Annotated in this window: 16 protein-coding genes; all 16 read left to right on the forward strand. The window is 53.3% G+C overall.

Going from position 1 to position 18,515, the window contains the following annotated elements:
* Positions 1-219 precede the first annotated feature (219 nt).
* Positions 220-1,629: an amidase gene (locus tag DDF78_RS05075; RefSeq protein ID WP_162000724.1), complete on the forward strand. Its 1,410-nt coding sequence runs from the start codon at positions 220-222 to the stop codon at positions 1,627-1,629.
* Between the two features lie 137 nt (positions 1,630-1,766).
* Positions 1,767-2,654: a DMT family transporter gene (locus tag DDF78_RS05080; protein WP_152580829.1), complete on the forward strand. Its 888-nt coding sequence runs from the start codon at positions 1,767-1,769 to the stop codon at positions 2,652-2,654.
* Between the two features lie 723 nt (positions 2,655-3,377).
* Complete coding sequence (locus DDF78_RS05085) at positions 3,378-4,676, forward strand: aspartate aminotransferase family protein (RefSeq protein ID WP_202613220.1); 1,299 nt, start codon at positions 3,378-3,380, stop codon at positions 4,674-4,676.
* Positions 4,677-4,728: 52 nt separating this feature from the next.
* Positions 4,729-5,679 (forward strand): ABC transporter permease, encoded by a 951-nt coding sequence (locus DDF78_RS05090; protein WP_152580828.1) that lies wholly within the window; start codon positions 4,729-4,731, stop codon positions 5,677-5,679.
* A 1-nt stretch (position 5,680) separates the two neighbouring features.
* A complete protein-coding gene (locus DDF78_RS05095; RefSeq protein WP_152580827.1) occupies positions 5,681-6,622 on the forward strand; it encodes an ABC transporter permease in 942 nt (313 codons plus the stop codon).
* 5 nt (positions 6,623-6,627) lie between these two features.
* Entirely contained in the window at positions 6,628-7,629 is a 1,002-nt protein-coding gene (locus tag DDF78_RS05100) for an ABC transporter ATP-binding protein (protein ID WP_152580826.1), read from the forward strand.
* Positions 7,626-8,453 carry an ATP-binding cassette domain-containing protein gene (locus DDF78_RS05105; protein ID WP_152580855.1) on the forward strand — a complete coding sequence of 276 codons (828 nt, stop codon included), beginning with the start codon at positions 7,626-7,628 and terminating at the stop codon, positions 8,451-8,453. Before DDF78_RS05100 ends, DDF78_RS05105 begins: the two co-directional genes overlap by 4 nt.
* Before the next feature lie 43 nt (positions 8,454-8,496).
* Positions 8,497-10,071 carry an ABC transporter substrate-binding protein gene (locus DDF78_RS05110; RefSeq protein WP_152580825.1) on the forward strand — a complete coding sequence of 525 codons (1,575 nt, stop codon included), beginning with the start codon at positions 8,497-8,499 and terminating at the stop codon, positions 10,069-10,071.
* Between the two features lie 267 nt (positions 10,072-10,338).
* Entirely contained in the window at positions 10,339-11,988 is a 1,650-nt protein-coding gene (locus DDF78_RS05115; RefSeq protein ID WP_152580824.1) for an amidohydrolase, read from the forward strand.
* Between the two features lie 17 nt (positions 11,989-12,005).
* Entirely contained in the window at positions 12,006-12,818 is an 813-nt protein-coding gene (locus tag DDF78_RS05120) for an SDR family NAD(P)-dependent oxidoreductase (protein ID WP_152580823.1), read from the forward strand.
* A gap of 62 nt (positions 12,819-12,880) precedes the next feature.
* Positions 12,881-13,924 carry a zinc-binding dehydrogenase gene (locus DDF78_RS05125; protein WP_152580822.1) on the forward strand — a complete coding sequence of 348 codons (1,044 nt, stop codon included), beginning with the start codon at positions 12,881-12,883 and terminating at the stop codon, positions 13,922-13,924.
* A 38-nt stretch (positions 13,925-13,962) separates the two neighbouring features.
* Complete coding sequence (locus DDF78_RS05130) at positions 13,963-15,135, forward strand: phosphotransferase (RefSeq protein ID WP_162000722.1); 1,173 nt, start codon at positions 13,963-13,965, stop codon at positions 15,133-15,135.
* Positions 15,132-16,532, forward strand: coding sequence for an aspartate aminotransferase family protein (locus DDF78_RS05135; protein ID WP_152580820.1), 1,401 nt, complete (start codon positions 15,132-15,134; stop codon positions 16,530-16,532). Before DDF78_RS05130 ends, DDF78_RS05135 begins: the two co-directional genes overlap by 4 nt.
* Before the next feature lie 127 nt (positions 16,533-16,659).
* Positions 16,660-16,914 (forward strand): AbrB/MazE/SpoVT family DNA-binding domain-containing protein, encoded by a 255-nt coding sequence (locus DDF78_RS05140; RefSeq protein WP_162000721.1) that lies wholly within the window; start codon positions 16,660-16,662, stop codon positions 16,912-16,914.
* Entirely contained in the window at positions 16,911-17,291 is a 381-nt protein-coding gene (locus tag DDF78_RS05145; protein ID WP_152580818.1) for a type II toxin-antitoxin system PemK/MazF family toxin, read from the forward strand. Before DDF78_RS05140 ends, DDF78_RS05145 begins: the two co-directional genes overlap by 4 nt.
* A gap of 158 nt (positions 17,292-17,449) precedes the next feature.
* Positions 17,450-18,436: a C-terminal binding protein gene (locus DDF78_RS05150; protein ID WP_152580817.1), complete on the forward strand. Its 987-nt coding sequence runs from the start codon at positions 17,450-17,452 to the stop codon at positions 18,434-18,436.
* The last annotated feature ends 79 nt before the right edge of the window (positions 18,437-18,515 follow it).

The following is an 18,515-nucleotide window of genomic DNA, read 5'->3' on the forward strand; positions in this document are numbered from 1 at the left end:
GGCACGCCTCCGCCGGCGAACGGCCAGCGCGCACGAACGAACGAACCCGTTCCCGAAACTCCTCGGAATATTTCGGCACCAATCAGCCCTCCCTAATCAGTGCCCAAGTTTTCCACCGCACCCCCATGTAATTTTTTAAAAACAATCCACTTCTAGTTTTTTATGTGAATTCCATCGGTTTTCGAATCCATGGCCGAAGACCCTATTGAAAGAAAAGTTATGAGTGATGAACTATATACATGGTCGGCGTCCCGTCTTGCAAAGGCGATTACCGGCCGCGAGGTTTCGGCGCAGGAGGCTTTGGCGTCCTCTCTCGAGCGTATCGACGAGGTGAATCCCGCGCTCAACGCCGTGGTCGATGTGTACCGCGAGGAGGCTGTGCGGCAAGCCGAGGCCACTGACCAATATCTCGCTGCGGGATTCTCGCTCGGGCCGCTCGGCGGCGTGCCGACGCTCATCAAGGACAATGTCCGCACTGCGGGGCATCCCGCCACTAACGGCATTCCTTCCCGTGCCAATATCCTCTCGCCCGCAGACGACCCCGTGGTCGAGAATATCCGTCGCGGCGGCGCAAACGTCATCGGCCGCACCAACGTGCCGCCGTGGTGCTGGGAGTGGTTCTGCACCAACGAATTGTGGGGCACCACGTTCAATGCCCGCAACCACGACCTGACCCCCGGCGGCTCAAGCGGCGGCGCTGGCTCTGCTGTGGCAGCGGGCATCGTGCCGATCGCGCATGGGAACGACATCGCCGGCTCCGTTCGCTACCCTGCCTACGCCAATGGGATAGTGGGCCTGCGCCCCACTGTCGGTGCCGTGCCCGGGAAGGACTACACGCCTGAGGACCCCGCCCTGTCCGTCCAGCTTTTCGCTGTGCAGGGGCCGCTCGCCCGAACCGTGCAGGACGCGAAGCTTGGGTTTGACGTGATGCGCGGATACTCGTGGCGCGACCCGGTGACGGTGCCGCAAGTCGATCTTCCTGCCGGGGCGCGGCACGTGGGCGTCTATCGCGGCACGGAGATCGTCCCGTTGGCGCCCGAAGTGGGCCAAGCGCTGGACGCCGCGATCGCCGCGCTCGAATCTCGCGGCTATGTGGTGGAGGAGATCAAGACCGACGTCTTCCAGCAGATGTTCGAGCTGGAGATGCTGCTCACGTTCCAGGAGTTTGTGCAGTCCGGCTCGTCGCACATCATCGAAGGCGGCGAGATCATGCGCAAAGGCCTGGAGGGTTGGTCTGCGGTGGTCGAGGACCTGTTCGGCACGGGCTTCCAGCTTGATCTGAAGAGCTACGGCAGGACGCTCGCCAGGCGCGGCACCGTAATCCGCACCTTGCAGGGGCTGTTGGAGCGCACGCCGATCATTCTCACTCCATCTTCGGCGGAAGTGCCGTTCCTGCATGACGAAGACCAGGACACCCCGGTGAGCCGCAAGCATGACATCGTGCTCGCCCAATGGCCGATGTGCGGCACGCCAGTCGTAGGTTTCCCCGGTCTGGTCGTGCCTACGAATGTGGTTGCGAAGGATGTTCCGCTCGGTGTGCACCTCATATCACGCCGTTTTGGCGAGAACGACCTGTTTGCCGCCGGACAGGCGCTGGAGGATGCGTTCGGCCCCGCCAGCGTAAGCTGACCGATAATTAGGATCACCGATCTCTTGCAGTATCTTTTGCTCCCACTGTGGGCTCTGGGTGGTTGACTGGGGCCTACGATGAGGGCGAAAGGCGCATAAGCCGATTGACCAACCATCTAGGGTTAGGAAGAATCCCAATGAGTAGCACTGACAAGGAACGGGCTCTGCTTGTGCTGGTCACCGTGGTCTGGGGCGTCAACTTCGTATCGGCTAGGTTCGGGCTGGAGTCAATGACGCCGTGGGGCTTTCGAGCTGTCACATTCGGAGCGGGCGCACTGATCCTCGTCGCACTCGCTTCGATTCTGCACATCAGTCTGCGCTTGCCTCGCCGCATCGACTACCTGCACCTGCTTGTCGCCGGCACCTTCTCCATCGCGCTCTTCGGCGTGCTGACGGCGGTCTCGCTGCTGCACACGAGCGTCGGACAGACATCGATAGTGGTGTACACGATGCCGATCTGGGTGGCGCTGCTCAGCAGTGTGTTCCTGGGCGAGCGGTTGGGCGCACGCCGATGGGCGGCGGTTGGAATCGGAATCGTGGGTCTCGCCGTGCTCATGCTGCCTGTGATCGAGCAGGGATTCTCGCTCGGAGCCTTCGCTGCGCTCGGCTCGGCGCTGAGCTGGGCGGTTGGCACCGTCTATCTGAAGTGGGCGTGCGTCGCCGCAAAGCCGCTCGCAATCACCGCCTGGCAGCTGCTTGCCGGCACCGCTATATCGATTCTGGCGCTCGGCCTCACCGGTTGGCACATCCTCGTAGCCCCCATGACACCGGCCTCATGGGGCGGTGTCATCTACAACACTCTGGCGGGCACAGTACTGGCGTATCTGATCTGGTTCCAAGTGGTGCAGCGGTTGCCTGCGAGTATCGCGGGGCTTGGCACGCTGTTGGTACCCGTGTTCAGTATGATCGCCGGTGTCGTACTGGTCAGGGAACGGCCTGGGTTCTTCGATCTAGCCGGATTCGCAGCAATCCTCGTTGCTAGCGTGCTCGCACTCGGCGGCGAATCCAATTCAAAGGAAGAATGAGATTTACGAGGCTGATAAGGCGGGTTCGCTTCCAACGAACTCGGACGAATAATCGCGTCTGCGATTGACCGGCATTCGTACGGCGCAGTCACGTTCATACACAATGTGATGTAACGCCTTTGCTCAGTGGGTATCTAGTTCTATCTAATGATTCATAGACGGGAACTCTGCATGTTGAGATAGATTGCAGCGTTCCTCTGGAGCAATTTGCCGCGCGCTGTGGCGATTGAATAGGCCGGTACTATCTATCCGCTAGAAAGACTGGTATTCGGGTCAAATGCAGACGTGGCGTGATGACTTTGAGCTTGGTCATTGATGTCGCTTGAAACCGGCGGCGCATGCATAGTGGAAGTTTGGACGTGGTCGGGGGAGACCAAACACGACTCTGAAACTCGTATCAGTAATTACCGAGACAGTACACCTTCGTTCAGCGTGATAAAGACCATTTTAAGGTAAATTCTATGTTATCGGTTTTGTATCATATAGCGACTGAAAATATAAAGACCTTATATTCCTAGGCATTTGATTTCTTCGGATATGGCAGACAAGACGGGTAGTTTCATATTTCAACCATGCTGAAGCAAAGTGTTACCAACAATGGTCATCTAGATAATCTATCCAATTCGGCCGGACTTAATGGACTAATGGATATTGTCCGCGAACTCCTCGCTGAGGCATAGTCGTTGCAAGATTTCAAATATTCCAGATATGGAAAGAGCTCTTATGACAACGACCAAAGCCGATGAAACCATCAGTCTCAAGGATTACGAAGCATACCTCAGCCCTGCTGTCGCAAAGTCAACAGACCTTGTCGTGGATCACGCCTCTGGTCAATATCTCTGGGATGTGAATGGCAAACGCTACATCGACTGGGTTCAGGGTATTGCCGTGAACGCCCTTGGGCATGTCTATCCCAGTGTGGTGAATGCTGCGAAACAGCAGATCGAAAAGCTCATGACAGCCTCGTTCAATGTGGTGAGCTATCCCAGCACATTGAAACTTGCTAGGAGAATCGCGCAAATCACTCCTGGGAATTTGAACACAGTGATGTTCTCCAACGGCGGGGCTGAGGCGACTGACGGCGCCATTAAATTGGCGCGCGTCGCCACGAGCCGCCCCGCCGTCATTGCATTCAAAGGTTCTTTTCATGGGCGCACAATGGGTGCCATCAGCATCACTGCATCAAATGCAGCTTATCGAAAAGGACTGGAACCGATGATGGGCGGTGTGTACTTTGCGCCTTACCCGTCACGCGATTTGTGCCCAGAGGGATATGACGCCAAGCAGCGCGCAGATTGGTGCCTCGGCGAAATCAAGAAACTTTTCAAATATGTCGTCGTTCCGCAGGAGGTCGCATGCTTCTACGTGGAGCCGCTGCAGGGAGAAGGCGGGTACGTAGTGCCTGATCCGAGTTTCCTTAAAGGGCTTCGTGCGCTCGCTGATGAATACGGCATCATGTTGATCTTCGACGAGATACAGTCCGGCTACGGACGTACCGGGAAAATGTTCGCAGGTGAGCATGCAGGCGTTATCCCTGACATCATGACTCTTGGAAAGGCTATTGCGGGTGGATTGGCCATGAGCGCGGTTGTGTCTACTCCTGAAATCATGGAGAAGTGGCGTCCTGGCATGCACGGCACCACTTTTGGGGCCAACCCCGTGGCGAGCGCGACCGGGCTTGCAGTTCTTGATGAATTCGAGAAGCAGCACATCGTAGAAAACAGCGCTACGGTTGGAGCCTTCTTCAAATCCAAGCTTGTGGAATTACAGACAAAGTTCCCGTTTATTGCCGATGTGCGCGGGTTGGGCATGATGCTCGCCATCGAGTTTGGCACTGTGAACGGAAAGACCGGAGCTGACATTTTCTCAGAAGTCAGTGCAAAAGCTTTGGAGAAAGGACTTCTGCTGCTGGGATGTGGAGCTGACCATGACGCCATTCGGTTTGCCGCGCCTCTGAATTCAACGCAGGAAGACATCGAAGAAGGGCTTGCGATTTTCGAAGAGGTGCTTGCAACGGTATGAGCGACAAATCGTTCTGCTCAGAAATTACATCCTTACCTAGAAAGGAGAGAAAATGCTGAAATACATTTTTAAGCGGTTGCTTTCGGCAGTACCTGTGATTTTCATCGTAGGCATCCTTGCGTTCTTTTTGTCGCGTCTCAGCAAGGGTGACCCCGCTCGGGTCATTGCAGGAACAGATGCCACAGATAGCCAAGTCGCCGCAATTCGACAGCAGATGGGGCTCGATTTGCCGCTTCCTAATCAGTTGTGGGATTGGTTCATAGCTTTGCTTCATGGGAATTTCGGATATTCGTATATTCTCAATCAAAGTGTTTCATCGGCCATTGCATCTCATATTTTTCCCACTCTTTCCGTGGCGATTTTTGGTGAGATTCTGTCGTTGGCTATTGCAATTCCTCTAGGTATATTGGCGGCTGACAAGCAGGGTACCTTTACGGATAAACTGGTGCAGGGATTTGCCACATTGACTACTTCGATGCCAAGTTTTCTCGTTGGCTTGCTGCTCATGCTGTTGTTTGCGACTCGACTGAACCTGTTGCCCGTAAGCGGTTTCGTGAGTCCAACGGAGAGTTTCAGCCAGTACATTCTGCATCTGATTTTGCCTGCTGTTTCGGTTACTACCCTTCAAATTGCCATTGTCGCTCGAATGACACGATCTTCAATGATTGATGCGCTTTCCAGTGATTACATTCGTACTGCTGTCGCAAAAGGATTGCCTCGCTCCCAGCAGCTTTGGCATCATGGTTTTAAGAACGCTGCTATACCGGTGCTTACTGTTGTTGGGCAGTCTTTCGGAGAGCTCATTGCTGGTTCAATTATTGTGGAAACTGTTTTTGACATTCCAGGTTTGGGCCAACTGGTTGTCAACTCAATTTTACGGCGTGATTACCAGATGATTCAGGGAATCCTTATATTCGTTGCAATCGTCTTTATTTTTGTGAATCTTATAACAGACGTTCTGTATGCCGTTATTGATCCTCGTATAAGGCAGGAGAGTTTCTGACATGGTTTCGCAGATAGATAACAAGAATCAGCAGATTGACGATGTATCCGGGGCAGATCATGTTCCGAATTCAGTTGATATTGACGATGAAAACAAAACTGGAAAGAGGCAAAATCAAAATTCGCTGTGGGCTGCGATTAAGAGCTCTCCGTCGGCATTATATGGCGGAATCTTTTTACTGATCATAGTGTTTGCCTGTGTTGTTATCCCGCACGTCATGAAGATGGATCCATTTGCCACAAAGGCGAGTGACATCCTTATGGCACCAAGTTGGCAGCACGTGATGGGTGCCGATAATGTCGGTAGGGACGTATTCGCACGTGTTCTATTTGGCGGTGAGTCATCGTTGCTTGTCGGTGGTTCTGTAGCAGTGGTTTCAGGCGTACTTGGTTTCATCGTCGGCGCTTATTCCGCATTCTTTCCTAAAATCGGTTATTGGCTCATGCGTGTATGCGACGGATTGATGGCTTTCCCGGCCATTCTGTTCGGCATTGCACTGATTGGCGGCTTAGGGCAGAGCATAGGCAATGTTATCCTCGCCCTTTCTATTGTTTTTATTCCGTATGTTGCTCGAGTGGTGCGTTCTGCAACCATGTCGAACATGAATGAAAACTATGTGTCCGTGCTTGTGAGTCTGGGAGCATCAAGCACGCGAATCCTCTGGAGAAACATCGCTCTCAATGTTATTGCACCGTGGATTATCGAGGTCACATTTGTTTTTGCGGATGCCATACTCGTCGAGGCGGCAATGAGCTTTATCGGCACCGGCATTCCTCAACCCAGTCCTAGTTGGGGCAACATGCTCTATGACAGCCGTACGTATATATACCAAGCGTGGTGGCTTACTGTCTTCCCGGGAGTAGCACTGGCTTTGACGGTTTTTGTCATCAATATTTTCGGTGATGGGCTGCGAGAAGTCTTCGATCCGAAGAGGAGGAGGTAGCTGAAATGAGTAATCTACTGGAAATAGATAATTTGAAAGTTGGTTTTAAAAACTCAAGCAGCCAGTGGACGAATGCTGTAGATGGCGTTAGCATCGCTGTCCGGCCAGGAGAAATTCTAGGGATTGTTGGCGAATCGGGATGTGGCAAAAGCGTTACTATGTTTTCCGTGCTGAAGCTGCACGATCAGCGTAATACCCGATATGCGGGGGAAATTCGATTCGAAGATACTGAGCTGCTCACAGTTCCCGAGAAGGATATGCGACAGTTGAGAGGAAAGGATATTGGCTTCATTTTTCAAAACCCAATGTCAAGCCTCAATCCCTTGCTCACTATCGGGCAACAAATACGTGAGACAGTCACATCCCATCGTAAGCATCTGCCAAAGAAAGAGGTTGAAGCACTGTGCATCAAAGCTTTGGATGATGCAGGGGCGGATGACTCAGCCGTATGGATGTCCAAGTATCCCTATCAGCTTTCCGGGGGTATGTTGCAGCGCGTGGTGATAGCTATTGCTCTTGTCAATGAGCCGAAACTTCTCATTGCCGATGAACCTACGACGGCATTGGATGTCACGATACAGGCTCAATTATTGAAGGTACTGTGTCATATCCGTGATGAGCGGGGGATGAGCATTGTCTTGATTACCCATGATATGGGCGTTGTCGCTGAGACATGTGATCGCGTTGCTGTGATGTATCTTGGGCAGATCGTAGAGACGGCATCGGTCGATGAACTCTTTGCCAATCCTAGACACCCTTATACACAAGGCCTTCTTGCGGCCACTCCTCCAATGGTTGGTAAGATACCGGAACGCTTGAATACCATCAGCGGCTCGGTTCCACAGCTAAGTGAAGTGGCTAAGGGCTGTCGCTTTGCATCCCGATGCCCATTTGCCTCGCAAGAGTGCTTGTCAGGCGATATCCCGATGTTCGATGTTGATGAACAGCATCAATCGAGATGCATCAAGTTCAATACTATCCCGGACTTTAGGAAGGTGACAGCATGAAACATGAGACGGAGCCCATTCTCCAAGTCAATAATCTTGTCAAAGATTATGTGAGCAGAGGATTGCTCAATTCGAAAAGTCAGGTGTTTCATGCTGTGAACAACATCTCTCTTGAACTTTATCCGGGGAGTACATATGCGCTTGTCGGAGAGTCTGGCAGCGGCAAAAGCACGACTGGCAAAATCATTTGCGCTTTGGAGAAGGCGACTGCAGGAACGGTAACGCTTCTTGGAGAGAATTACACGAATGACTCTCCAAGTCAGCTGAGGAAAAATATCCGCGGCAACATTCAGATGGTGTTTCAGGATCCGTTTTCAGCGTTAAACCCTAGGAAAACCATCGGGGATGCTGTAATTGAGGCGTTGCAAATCAGAGATATTGGATCTTCTGGTCGGGAGCGTCGAAACATTGCGCGTGACACTTTGCAGCGAGTCGGCCTGTCAGTATGGCATATGGATCGCTATCCGCATCAGTTTTCTGGAGGGCAGCTGCAAAGGGTTAATATCGCCCGGGCTTTGGCAGTGCAACCTAAGATACTGATTCTTGATGAGTCTGTGTCGGCGCTTGACGTCTCGATACAGGCCCAAGTGCTGAACTTGCTGCAGGAAATCAAAGAAGAGTTTTCCCTGAGCTATCTCTTTATCACACATGATTTGAGCGTGGTTCGTTTTATTGCGGATTACGTGGGGGTTTTGTTTAAAGGACAGTTAGTAGAGGAAGGAGAAACCAAGGAAATTTTCGAGCACCCTGAAAACGAGTACACGATACGGCTACTCGACAGTGTGCCACGAACCGATCCACAACAGCGTCATTTGCTGGGGTGACAACATTCTTGTTACGCAAGATAAGGAAAGAAAAAGGAATATCATGAAGCTTTTTAAACGACGTGGAATTGCAGCATTGTCTGCTATTGCAATCACATTAGGGCTTGCAGCGTGTGGGAGCGGGGGTGGATCTTCATCTAGCGCAGCAGCCACTGCGAAAGATGGTGGAACGATTCACATTGCTCTTACGGCAAACGTTACTTCACTGGATCCGCTGATTAATGGTGCCTATGTAGGCAGGGACACCATGCGTAATATCTATGAAGGATTGGTTTCGCTCAAACAGAATGGTGAAGTAGGTCCTGTGCTTGCGAAAAGCTATAGCGTAAGCAAGGATAATAAAACATTCACCTTTAAGATTCGAAACGATGTCAAGTTCCAAAATGGGGAGACGATGAAGGCCGAAGATGTGGTTGCATCTCTGCAGCGCTGGGTCAATGTTTCGCAGTTTGGGCAGACTTGGTTTACTGGTTCGACGGTAACTTCGCCCGATCCAGATACCGTGGTGCTTCAGTCGCCTAAGCCGATGGCCGCAGGTCTTCATCTCATTGCGGATCCAGGAAGAATGGCTGCAATTATGCCTAAATCGGTGATTGATGCGGCAACCCCAACTGGTGTCAAGGAATATATTGGTACTGGTCCGTACAAAGTTAAAGAGTATGTTCAGGATCAGAAAATTGTCTTGACGAAGTGGGCAGGTTATAAGTCGCCTACAGGCAAGCCGGATGGGTATGTTGGCGAAAAGACGCCGCATGCTGACAATCTTGAGTTCGACATCGCCACCGATGGAAACACTCGCTTGGCAGGAACACTGAGCGGACAATATCATGTTGGCTATGCTCTTGCTGACTCGCTGTACAGCCAGATTAAATCTAACAATAGCGTGCATGTCGAAACCGATCCTATGATCGATGCAATGGTTTTCAATAAGAAGCAAGGAGTTTTTGCCAATAACCAAAAGCTGCGTCAAGCTGTGTTGGCTGCAATGGATATGACGGCTGTCGACAAGGCTGCGCATCTTAACAGCGATTTATATACTGTTGACGGCGGTTTGATGCCCAAGGGGAATCCGGCGCGCTCAAACGTGGATCTTGAGAAATATAATCATCCCGACCTCGCCAAGGCTAAGCAATTAGTCAAGGATTCAGGATACAACGGTGAAAAAATTACACTCATGACCACTAAAGACTATCAGTCAATGTATAACGCATCTGTCGAGTTCCAGAATCAGCTCAAGGCACTGGGGCTTAATATTGAATTGAAAGTTGTTGACTGGGGCACTGCAATGCAACAGTTCTTTGTTCCGGATCAGTGGGATATGGCTACTACAAGCTGGAGTGTGCCAGCCGACCCGCTAGGCTTCTCCTTCTTCCAAAAGACCGGTCAGGGATGGAATACCGATCCTGCGTTCTTTGAGATAGCGGATGAAATCAATGCCAGTACTTCTCCTGAGCAGCAGAAAGCCGGCTATGACAAGCTGCAGAAATGGTATCTCGATTATGTGCCTGGAATCATCATCACCCACTATAAGCAGATTAATGCTGTGTCGAATAAGGTCGCAGGATATCAAAATGGTATGCAGGGACCAGCTTACTATTCGATGCAGTTGAAACAGTAGGCTGCTCTTTGATTTACACAAGTTAACCAGTAAATAATATGATGAGGGTAGGTCTCCGGCTAAATTTTTAAAGCCGAAGACCTACCTGCACATTAATTTTTTTGTTCATATGCTTATTTAAATTATATTGAATTACCGTTTGCCATATGAAGATGGACGAAATTGTTTGACGGATCTTCCTATATATGAAACATGATTCGGTCTGGGATTAATCATCATTCAACGAATCGCCCTCGCTAGAAAATTTGATTAGAAAAGGAAACAAATATGTTTACGTTGGATACCATATTTGAAAATGGTCGTTTTCAAACGATGGATGATGATTATCCGTATGCCGGTCGCATCGGAGTCTACGACGGTAAGATAGTGGCGATTGACGATGAACTTGAAGGGCTTGACGCGTCTCACCATGTCGATTTGAGCGGAAGGTACGTTTGCCCGGGGTTCAACGATACTCATTTGCATTTTTCGATGCTTGGAGGAAACCTCAATCAAATTGATATGAGTAAAGAGTCCACTCCTAATTTGGAATGCATGTATGACAAAATTAAACAAGCGGTTAAACAGGCTACCGCGAATGATTGGATCGTTGGATGGGGATTTGATCAGTTTTCCTTAGGGGCATTTCCTGACATCAGGGTACTAGATGCAATTACGGACGGGCACCCTTTGCTAATCACGCATATCTCAAATCATGCCGCTGTTATTAATCATCAGGCTTTTAAAAGAGCGGGGTTCGAGAATCCTGATGACATCGACGAACCAGATCTTGTGATCAAGGAAGACGGAAAGGTCACTGGACTTATTAAAGATAAAATGTCCTTCCGTTTTGTGGGGCTGGCTAGTCGGGCGAGTGAGAGCGTCTTCCTTAAACAGCTTTCATTGGCTGCTCAGTTCTGTCTTGAAAGAGGTGTAACAAGCTTTACGGATGGAGGAACCGGCACGGATTCCAATTGGGAAGGCATTGGGAAAACTCCCTACGATATAGGACTTTATCAGAAGGCCTATGACCAGGACTTGATTGCGTTGCGCTGCACGATGATGCCATATTTTTCTGCGTTGCACGATCTTGGCGAGCTGACCAGCGACATCCAACATGGTTTTGGACTTGACTTGGGTATTCGCACAGGTCTGACTGGAGGGAAGCTCGATATTGGGCCGTTCAAGATCATTCTTGACGGTGCATTTGTAAGCTTGTCTGCATATCTTAATGATCCCTATACTTCCGAGAAGGACAATTATGGAGTATTCAGTTGGGACCCTGAAGAGTTCAGCAAGCAGGTATCCATATTGCATCGTGAAGGATGGCGTATGGCGGTACATGCAATTGGTGATCATGCGGTCGACATCGCTCTAGACGCCATAGAAAAAGCCCAGAAGAACTATCCTCGCAAAGATGTGCGGCATCGCCTTGAACATTGTGGTTTAGCGGATGATGCAACTGTCGAACGTGTGATTCGTGACGGTATTATAGCTAATCCGCAAGGCAGCTTCATGAAAACAAATGGTGATGGATACATATCGGTGCTCGGCAAGGAACGTGCTGACCGTGTGTATCGTATGGGTGCTTTCGTCCATCGCGGTGCGATTATTCCTGGAAGTACTGACGCGCCTTGCGCCCCAGTCGATCCCTTGATTGCCATCGAAGGAATGGTGACACGGGAAACTCCGTCTGGTGTCATCCTCGGAGAGGACGAACGCCTTAGCGTTGATGAGGCGTTAAGCGCATGGACTTACGGCAGTGCGTATGCTTCGCACAAAGAAGATGTGCTTGGAACGATTTCCCATCGAAAGTATGCAGATTTCACCGTTCTCGATGCAGATCCACATGAGGTGGATGTGCATGATCTTCATACCATACCGATTGCTCAGACCATTATTGGCGGAGAAGTCGAATACGATAATCCATCCCTTTGATTTGAGAGCCTACGAGTATGAATGCACCAAAAAAATGCCCGACTGAGCCGTTGAGCGCGGCTGAAGCTAGCGTGTCCAACGACATACTGCCGAATGCCCATGTGCTTGTGGTAGGCGGTACGAAAGGTATCGGAGCCAGCATTGTTCATCGATGCCAACAGCGGGGTGCCAAGGTATTGGTGGTGGGGCGCCATGTGCTGAACGAGTCTGCATCACCTACTGTCCACAGTCTTTCACTGGACATGGGCGAATCCGATGCTGTTCAGCGTATCCGTGATTCAGTATCTCAAACATTGGGTGGATTGGATGTTCTCGTATATTGCGCATCGCCTTTTATTCGTAACAGGATACCGATGTTGACTGATGAACAGTGGGACCAGATGATGACTATCAATGTCACTCGAATGTTCCAACTGGTTCGTGAACTCATACCCATGTTGAAAGAGTCTTCATATCCCCGCATAGTCGTTATCTCTTCAATTACAGGTCCGGTTACAGGTCTTCCTGCAATGAGCCATTATGGTGCTGCAAAGAGTGCTGTTGAAGGTTTTGTCCGTTCTGCAGCATTGGAATTCGCTGAATCTGGATATGCAATTACAATCAACACAGTGCGTCCCGGCTTGATTGGGACTGCGGAGTTGCATCGTAGTTATGGCGATGAACGAATCGAGTCCATGAATGCGCTCATCCCTAGAGGCAGATTGGGAACTCCAGACGAAGTCGCTTCGGCGGTTTGCTACTTGGCGAGTCCAGCGGCTTCCTTCATATCGGGAACCAGCCTTACTGTAGACGGCGCTCAGACACTCGTAGAGAATCCTTTCGCACCATGATTTGTGCGAGCGCATGATGATCCCGCTTTATTATTTCACGTTTTTACGAAAGGCTAACCACCATGAAAGCTGCCGTCTACCACGGTAACCATACGATAAGTCTCGATGAGGTGCTCGAACCGACGATCAAGCATCCGACCGATGCGATTGTCGACATCGAGTACGCCGGGGTGTGCGGCTCGGACTTGTGGACCTACCGCGATCAGGGCGCTGCTGCTCCTAACCGCATCGGCCATGAATTCGTGGGCGCCGTGCGCGAGGTCGGCGGCGGGGTTCGCTCCGTCAGACCCGGCGACTGGGTGATTGTGCCGTTCCGCTACAGTGACGGGACGTGCGGCTACTGCCGCAAAGGCTTGGAAACGAGCTGCGTCAACGGCGGATTCTGGGGGCGCGAGACTGCCGACGCCGGACAAGGCGAGGCGGCCTGCGTGCCCTTCGCTGATGGCACGCTGGTCAAGGCGCTGCCTGACGGTTCGCGGCCCGATGAACGACTGATACCCAGCCTGTTGACACTGAGCGACGTGTTCACCACCGGATATCATGCGGCCGTAAGCGCCCATGTGAGCAAAGGCGACGTGGTGACGGTCGTCGGCGACGGTGCGGTAGGCTTGTGCGCAATCATGGCGGCAAAAATGCTGGGAGCAAGCTGTGTCATCAATGCCGGCAGCTCCCACGCGGACCGCAATGCCTTGGCGCGGTCCTTCGGAGCCGACCAGATCATCACCGCACGCGGCGACGAGGCTGTGGATGCCGTGGCGAAGCTGACCAGCAGCGAAGGCAGCGACGTGGTGCTCGAATGCGTGGGCTCCGCGCAGTCCTTCGACACCGCGCTCCGTATGTGCACGGCTGGCGGAACCGTGGGCTACGTAGGGCTGCCGCACGGCGTGGCCATCGATGCCGGACTGCTGTTCCGTGGCAACATCACAGTTGCAGGCGGCATGTCGCCGGCGCACCATTACATTGCTGACACCATGCCAGCCGTGCTTTCTGGCGAGATCAATCCCGGCATGGTGTACACCAAGCAGTACCCGCTGAGCGATATCGCGCTCGCCTACGACGACATGGACCACCGGCGCACCATCAAGCCGTTGATTCGCGTGCGGTAGGGGGAGAGCCGGCTATGCACGACTTTGTAGGATACGAGATGCTGCGCGTTCCCCACGACGCGGTTTCGACGGCTGAGGCTTCTGAGTTCGCAGAGAACTGGTACGGGTTGCATGATGTGGCGACCCGACGCATCGCAACCGAGCGCGACGACACCTTTGCCATAAGCCTGCATGGTGAAGCAGAGCCGCGATGCATCCTCAAATTCGAGCATCCTGCGGAATCGCAAGACAGTGTGTTGTTGCGCGCCCAGGCTTTGACGCTGCTGCAGGAGACACAGCCGGACATACCTGCCACGCGGCTGATTCCCGCGCGCGGCAGGGAGCTGGTGACTCGTTTCAATCAGAACGACACCGTGCGCTGGGCCACGCTCACGACTTTTCTGCATGGGAATATGGTGTCGACGTTGCCGGGGCCGCTGTCTGAACCGCTGCTTGATGACATCGGCGTGCGGCTCGCGCAGCTGCAGCGTGTGCTCGCGCAACTGCAGTATCACGACGTCCCGGGGCGCGTGCTGTGGGATGTGCGGTTGCTGCCGCAATTAGCCGAGGATCTGCTGCCGATGCTTGAAGATGACGAGAGCCGCAGCCGAGTGACGCAAGCGGTGGATGACTATATGGCTGTCGAGCCCGAGATCGAACGGCTGCCGGCAACCCTATGCCATGGCGATTTTCATCCTGGCAATATGATGGTTGATCCCGATGCGCCGCAGCGCCTGTCTGGCATTCTGGATTTCGGTGATATGCATATGATGCCGCCCATCTGCGATTTGGGCACATGCCTGTTCTACCTCATCGAAGCTGCGTCCTACTACCCGGACGATCCGCTGGAGTCTTGCCGTAGTGCGCTGGAAAGCTACATGCAGGAAGTAGACAGTCGTGCCAGTCATGGCTCCGATTCTGGTTCTGATGGTGGCTATGATGACGATGGCTATAGTGATGGCAACCGTAACGATGGCAACAATAGCGGCTTTGACGTTCAGCAGCTCGATCTTCTTCCCGCGATCATGGAGGCACGAGGTGCCTTGGTGGTGCTCCTGCCGTTGATGGCCGAGCGCTTTTCGGGGGTGGAAGCCGGCCATTATCTTGTCGATCCGCAGCGGCGACTGGACAAGCTTCGATTGGTGCAGAATCTTGGTTGGCCGGCGATGACGGAGCAGCTTGGCATAACGCAAAACGCAATCACACAACATGCAAGCAAGGAGCTTCTATGAGCGCAACACAACTCGATGACGCAATAAACAGTGCAGCAAGTAACGCAAAAACCAAGCAAACCGGCAAAAAGGCGCTCGCCAACGGCTTCGACTTCTCCAAGGGCACGCAGGGGCTCGACGCCGATTCGGCTGTGCTGATCGAGCGGCGCAAGCGGGTGCTGGGCACGCTGGGGCCGTTGTTCTACAATCAGCCGATTCATGTCGTGCGTGGTCAGGGTGCTCATCTGTTTGACGCGCAGGGCAACGACTATCTTGACTGCTACAACAATGTCGCATGTGTGGGCCATGCCAATGCCCACGTGCGTGAGGCAGTGGCCGACCAGCTGACCAGACAGGACACGCATTCGCGCTATCTGCAGGACGAAGTGCTCGATTACGCCGAACGGCTGCTGGGCTACTTTCCGCAGGCGCTCGACCATGTGAGCTTCACCAATTCCGGCTCCGAATCCAACGATCTGGCACTGCGCATGGCCCGCGCCTACACTGGCAATCGCGGCGTGGTGGTTACGGCGAACGCCTATCACGGCATCACCGATCTTGTGGCTTCCATCTCGCCGAGCTTCGGCACTGGCATCCCGCTCGCGCCTTTCTTGGCGACGGTTGAAGTCGTGGACGTGCTCAAAAATCCTGGTCCGGATGCCGAGGAAATACTGCTGGGCAGGTTCGAAGCGGCCTTCCGCCAGCTGCACGATGCAGGATACGGTGTCAGCGCGGTGCTGCTCGACCAGATCTTCTCATCCGACGGCGTGCTGCCCGGTGCTCCCGGCTGGGTAGGCCGGGTCGCACAGGCGACGCATGGGGCAGGCGGACTGCTGATTGCCGACGAAGTCCAGTCCGGCTTCGCCCGCACCGGAGACGCCTTCTGGGGCTTCCGACGGCACCATGCCGATGCCGACATCGTGACTATGGGCAAGCCGATGGGCAACGGCATTCCCACCGGCGCCGTGGTGTACAAGACGCCGATCGGCGATCACTTCGCCGAATGCACGAGGTATTTCAACACTTTCGGTGGCAATCCCGTGTCGATGCGTGCAGCCGGCGCCGTTCTTGACGAGATCGAACAGCGCGAGCTGCTGCTCCATGCCGAAACGATCGGCGACCGCATCGCCGGCGAACTCGGATCGCTGCTCGGCGATACGCCTGGATTCGGCGGCATTCGCCACGCCGGGCTGTTCATCGGCCTCGACATCACATCCCGAGACAGTAGCGGCCTGCCCGATTCCGCCGCCACGCAGCGCATCGTCGACGAACTGTGCTCGCGTAAAGTCCTGATCTCTGCCTCCGGAGCCGACGCCAGCACCCTCAAACTCCGCCCCCCGCTGGTCTTCTCCGACGCCGACGCAGACCGACTGCTCGACGCCATGCAGCAGGTGAAATCCTTGGGCTTGCTGGGGTGATGGAGTGTTGCGAATGCATAGCGCGCGAAACTGATATGGAATCAAATAGCGCATAGAGAAATACGCTTGCCGGTCGCAAACCCTTATGTTTATACTATGTATAAACAAGATGAAATGGAGGCCGAATATGACTACCATGACCGTACGGAAATGGGGCAATAGCCAAGGTGTTAGGCTGAGCAGGACCCTGCTTGCGCAGACGGGTCTGCATGTGGGCGATGAGCTTGACGTTGAGATTCGCAACAATTCCATCGTCATATCTCCTAAGAGGCGGCGTGCTATCCATCCCAAGAATATCGACGCGCTTTTCGCCGGGTATGAAGGGGATTTCAAGTCAACTGAAGATGGCTTCGCCGGGGCCGTAGGCAGGGAGGCACTGTGACGCCGCGCTTTCGCTATGGGGATGTGCTCTGGGTTGATCTGGATCCAGCCGCGGGGCATGAGCAAACTAAAAGAAGGCCGGTTGTAGTCATCAGCAATGATGCGTTCAACCGTCGCAGCGGGTTGACGATGGTTGTCCCGATATCACATACCGACAATCATTACCCGCTTCATATTGAGGTGGGTGCTGTGCCTGATGAACGCATGACTGGTGAGCGAATTCGTGGCTGGGCACAGGCTGAGCAGCTCAAATCACTCGATTTGGAAGCGCGGAATGCTGTAAAAGTTTCGACTTTGGCTGACGATGCACTTACGCAAATCGTCGAAACGATTCTCGGCTGTCTGATACAGCCCGAGATGACGATTGTCAATTATTGATTTGCCCCTATGGCGGGACAAAATCAGGCGATGAATGGCGTTGAGATGAGATTCGTGAATGAAGAACGAAGGGAACGATTAACTATAATGGAGCGTGCAAAATGGATGCAAGCGGCTCGACCGGCTTGGTTATTCGCGACTAAAGAATTTTGCACCGTATGAAACGAGTCACTGCGATGAATAATGTCATATGCCCCAACTTGGGCCTCGATCTTGCCTTCGAGCGCGAGCTGCTTGCGCAGTGGGGGATTGATGATATCAATCTTATTGAGATCAACGATCCCAGACCGCTCGATGCGCATGTCAACGAATACCAGGCTTCCGGCGCGCTGCTGACGTATGAGCCTGCCACTGCTGATGTTCTCGCGCGGTGCCCGAGCCTGCGGATCATTTCCTTGGAAAGCATCGGCTACGACACGGTCGACATTCCCGCCGCCACCGCGCACGGCGTGCAGGTGACCAACGTGCCGGGGTACTGCCTAGAAGATGTGGCGTTGCATACGCTTGCGATGGCGCTTGATCTTACGCGGCAGATTACTTTCCAGGATCGGCAGGTGCGCGAAGGGCATTGGGACGCGCTGTCTGGGTATCCGATGCGTCGCATTGGCGGCCTCGTCTTCGGTCTGGTGTTCTTCGGCGGCATCGCCATGCGGCTGGCCGATATGCTCAGGCCCTTGGGATTCGATGTGCTGGTCTACGCGCCGCACGCCAGTGACGAGCTGCTGGCCGAACATGGATGCCGAAGGGCCGATGCGCTTGACGATCTGCTTGCCGAATCCGACTACGTATCGTTGCATTGTCCGCTTATAACCGGCGTCACCGATAATCTCATTGGCTCTCGCGAGCTCGACATCATGAAGGACAGCGCGTTCCTTATCAATACTGCGCGCGGCGGGGTCATCAATCAGCAGGCTCTCGTCGAAGCGCTAAGGCGACATGCGATTCGCGCGGCCGCACTCGATGTGGTCGAGGGCGAAGGAGCGGGTGTGGGCGAACTCGCTGAAATCGACAACTGCATTCTCACGCCGCATTCCGCCTTCCTGAGCGAGGATTCGTTCAACGAGTTGCGTGAGCGGGCGCTGAAGCACCTCGTGCAGGCATTGTCCAAACATTCGGACGGGCACGTTGACGATCTGGTGAACTGATGTGTTCCGGCTGACGAGGCCCATATCGGAAAACGTACGCTGAGCACGAGTTATCGTACGTTTTCCGATACGATCTTCA

This window comes from Bifidobacterium tibiigranuli (assembly GCF_009371885.1).
In the GTDB taxonomy this organism is placed as follows: domain Bacteria; phylum Actinomycetota; class Actinomycetes; order Actinomycetales; family Bifidobacteriaceae; genus Bifidobacterium; species Bifidobacterium tibiigranuli.

Excerpts from the sequence above, each read along its gene's own strand:
- DDF78_RS05075 (WP_162000724.1), top strand. The coding sequence starts at position 220 with ATGAGTGATGAACTATATACATGGTCGGCGTCCCGTCTTGCAAAGGCG.
- DDF78_RS05120 (WP_152580823.1), top strand. The coding sequence starts at position 12,006 with ATGAATGCACCAAAAAAATGCCCGACTGAGCCGTTGAGCGCGGCTGAA.
- DDF78_RS05135 (WP_152580820.1), top strand. The coding sequence starts at position 15,132 with ATGAGCGCAACACAACTCGATGACGCAATAAACAGTGCAGCAAGTAAC.
- DDF78_RS05125 (WP_152580822.1), top strand. The coding sequence starts at position 12,881 with ATGAAAGCTGCCGTCTACCACGGTAACCATACGATAAGTCTCGATGAG.
- DDF78_RS05105 (WP_152580855.1), top strand. The coding sequence starts at position 7,626 with ATGAAACATGAGACGGAGCCCATTCTCCAAGTCAATAATCTTGTCAAA.
- DDF78_RS05140 (WP_162000721.1), top strand. The coding sequence starts at position 16,660 with ATGACTACCATGACCGTACGGAAATGGGGCAATAGCCAAGGTGTTAGG.
- DDF78_RS05100 (WP_152580826.1), top strand. The coding sequence starts at position 6,628 with ATGAGTAATCTACTGGAAATAGATAATTTGAAAGTTGGTTTTAAAAAC.
- DDF78_RS05110 (WP_152580825.1), top strand. The coding sequence starts at position 8,497 with ATGAAGCTTTTTAAACGACGTGGAATTGCAGCATTGTCTGCTATTGCA.
- DDF78_RS05095 (WP_152580827.1), top strand. The coding sequence starts at position 5,681 with ATGGTTTCGCAGATAGATAACAAGAATCAGCAGATTGACGATGTATCC.
- DDF78_RS05080 (WP_152580829.1), top strand. The coding sequence starts at position 1,767 with ATGAGTAGCACTGACAAGGAACGGGCTCTGCTTGTGCTGGTCACCGTG.
- DDF78_RS05085 (WP_202613220.1), top strand. The coding sequence starts at position 3,378 with ATGACAACGACCAAAGCCGATGAAACCATCAGTCTCAAGGATTACGAA.
- DDF78_RS05115 (WP_152580824.1), top strand. The coding sequence starts at position 10,339 with ATGTTTACGTTGGATACCATATTTGAAAATGGTCGTTTTCAAACGATG.
- DDF78_RS05150 (WP_152580817.1), top strand. The coding sequence starts at position 17,450 with ATGAAACGAGTCACTGCGATGAATAATGTCATATGCCCCAACTTGGGC.
- DDF78_RS05090 (WP_152580828.1), top strand. The coding sequence starts at position 4,729 with ATGCTGAAATACATTTTTAAGCGGTTGCTTTCGGCAGTACCTGTGATT.
- DDF78_RS05130 (WP_162000722.1), top strand. The coding sequence starts at position 13,963 with ATGCTGCGCGTTCCCCACGACGCGGTTTCGACGGCTGAGGCTTCTGAG.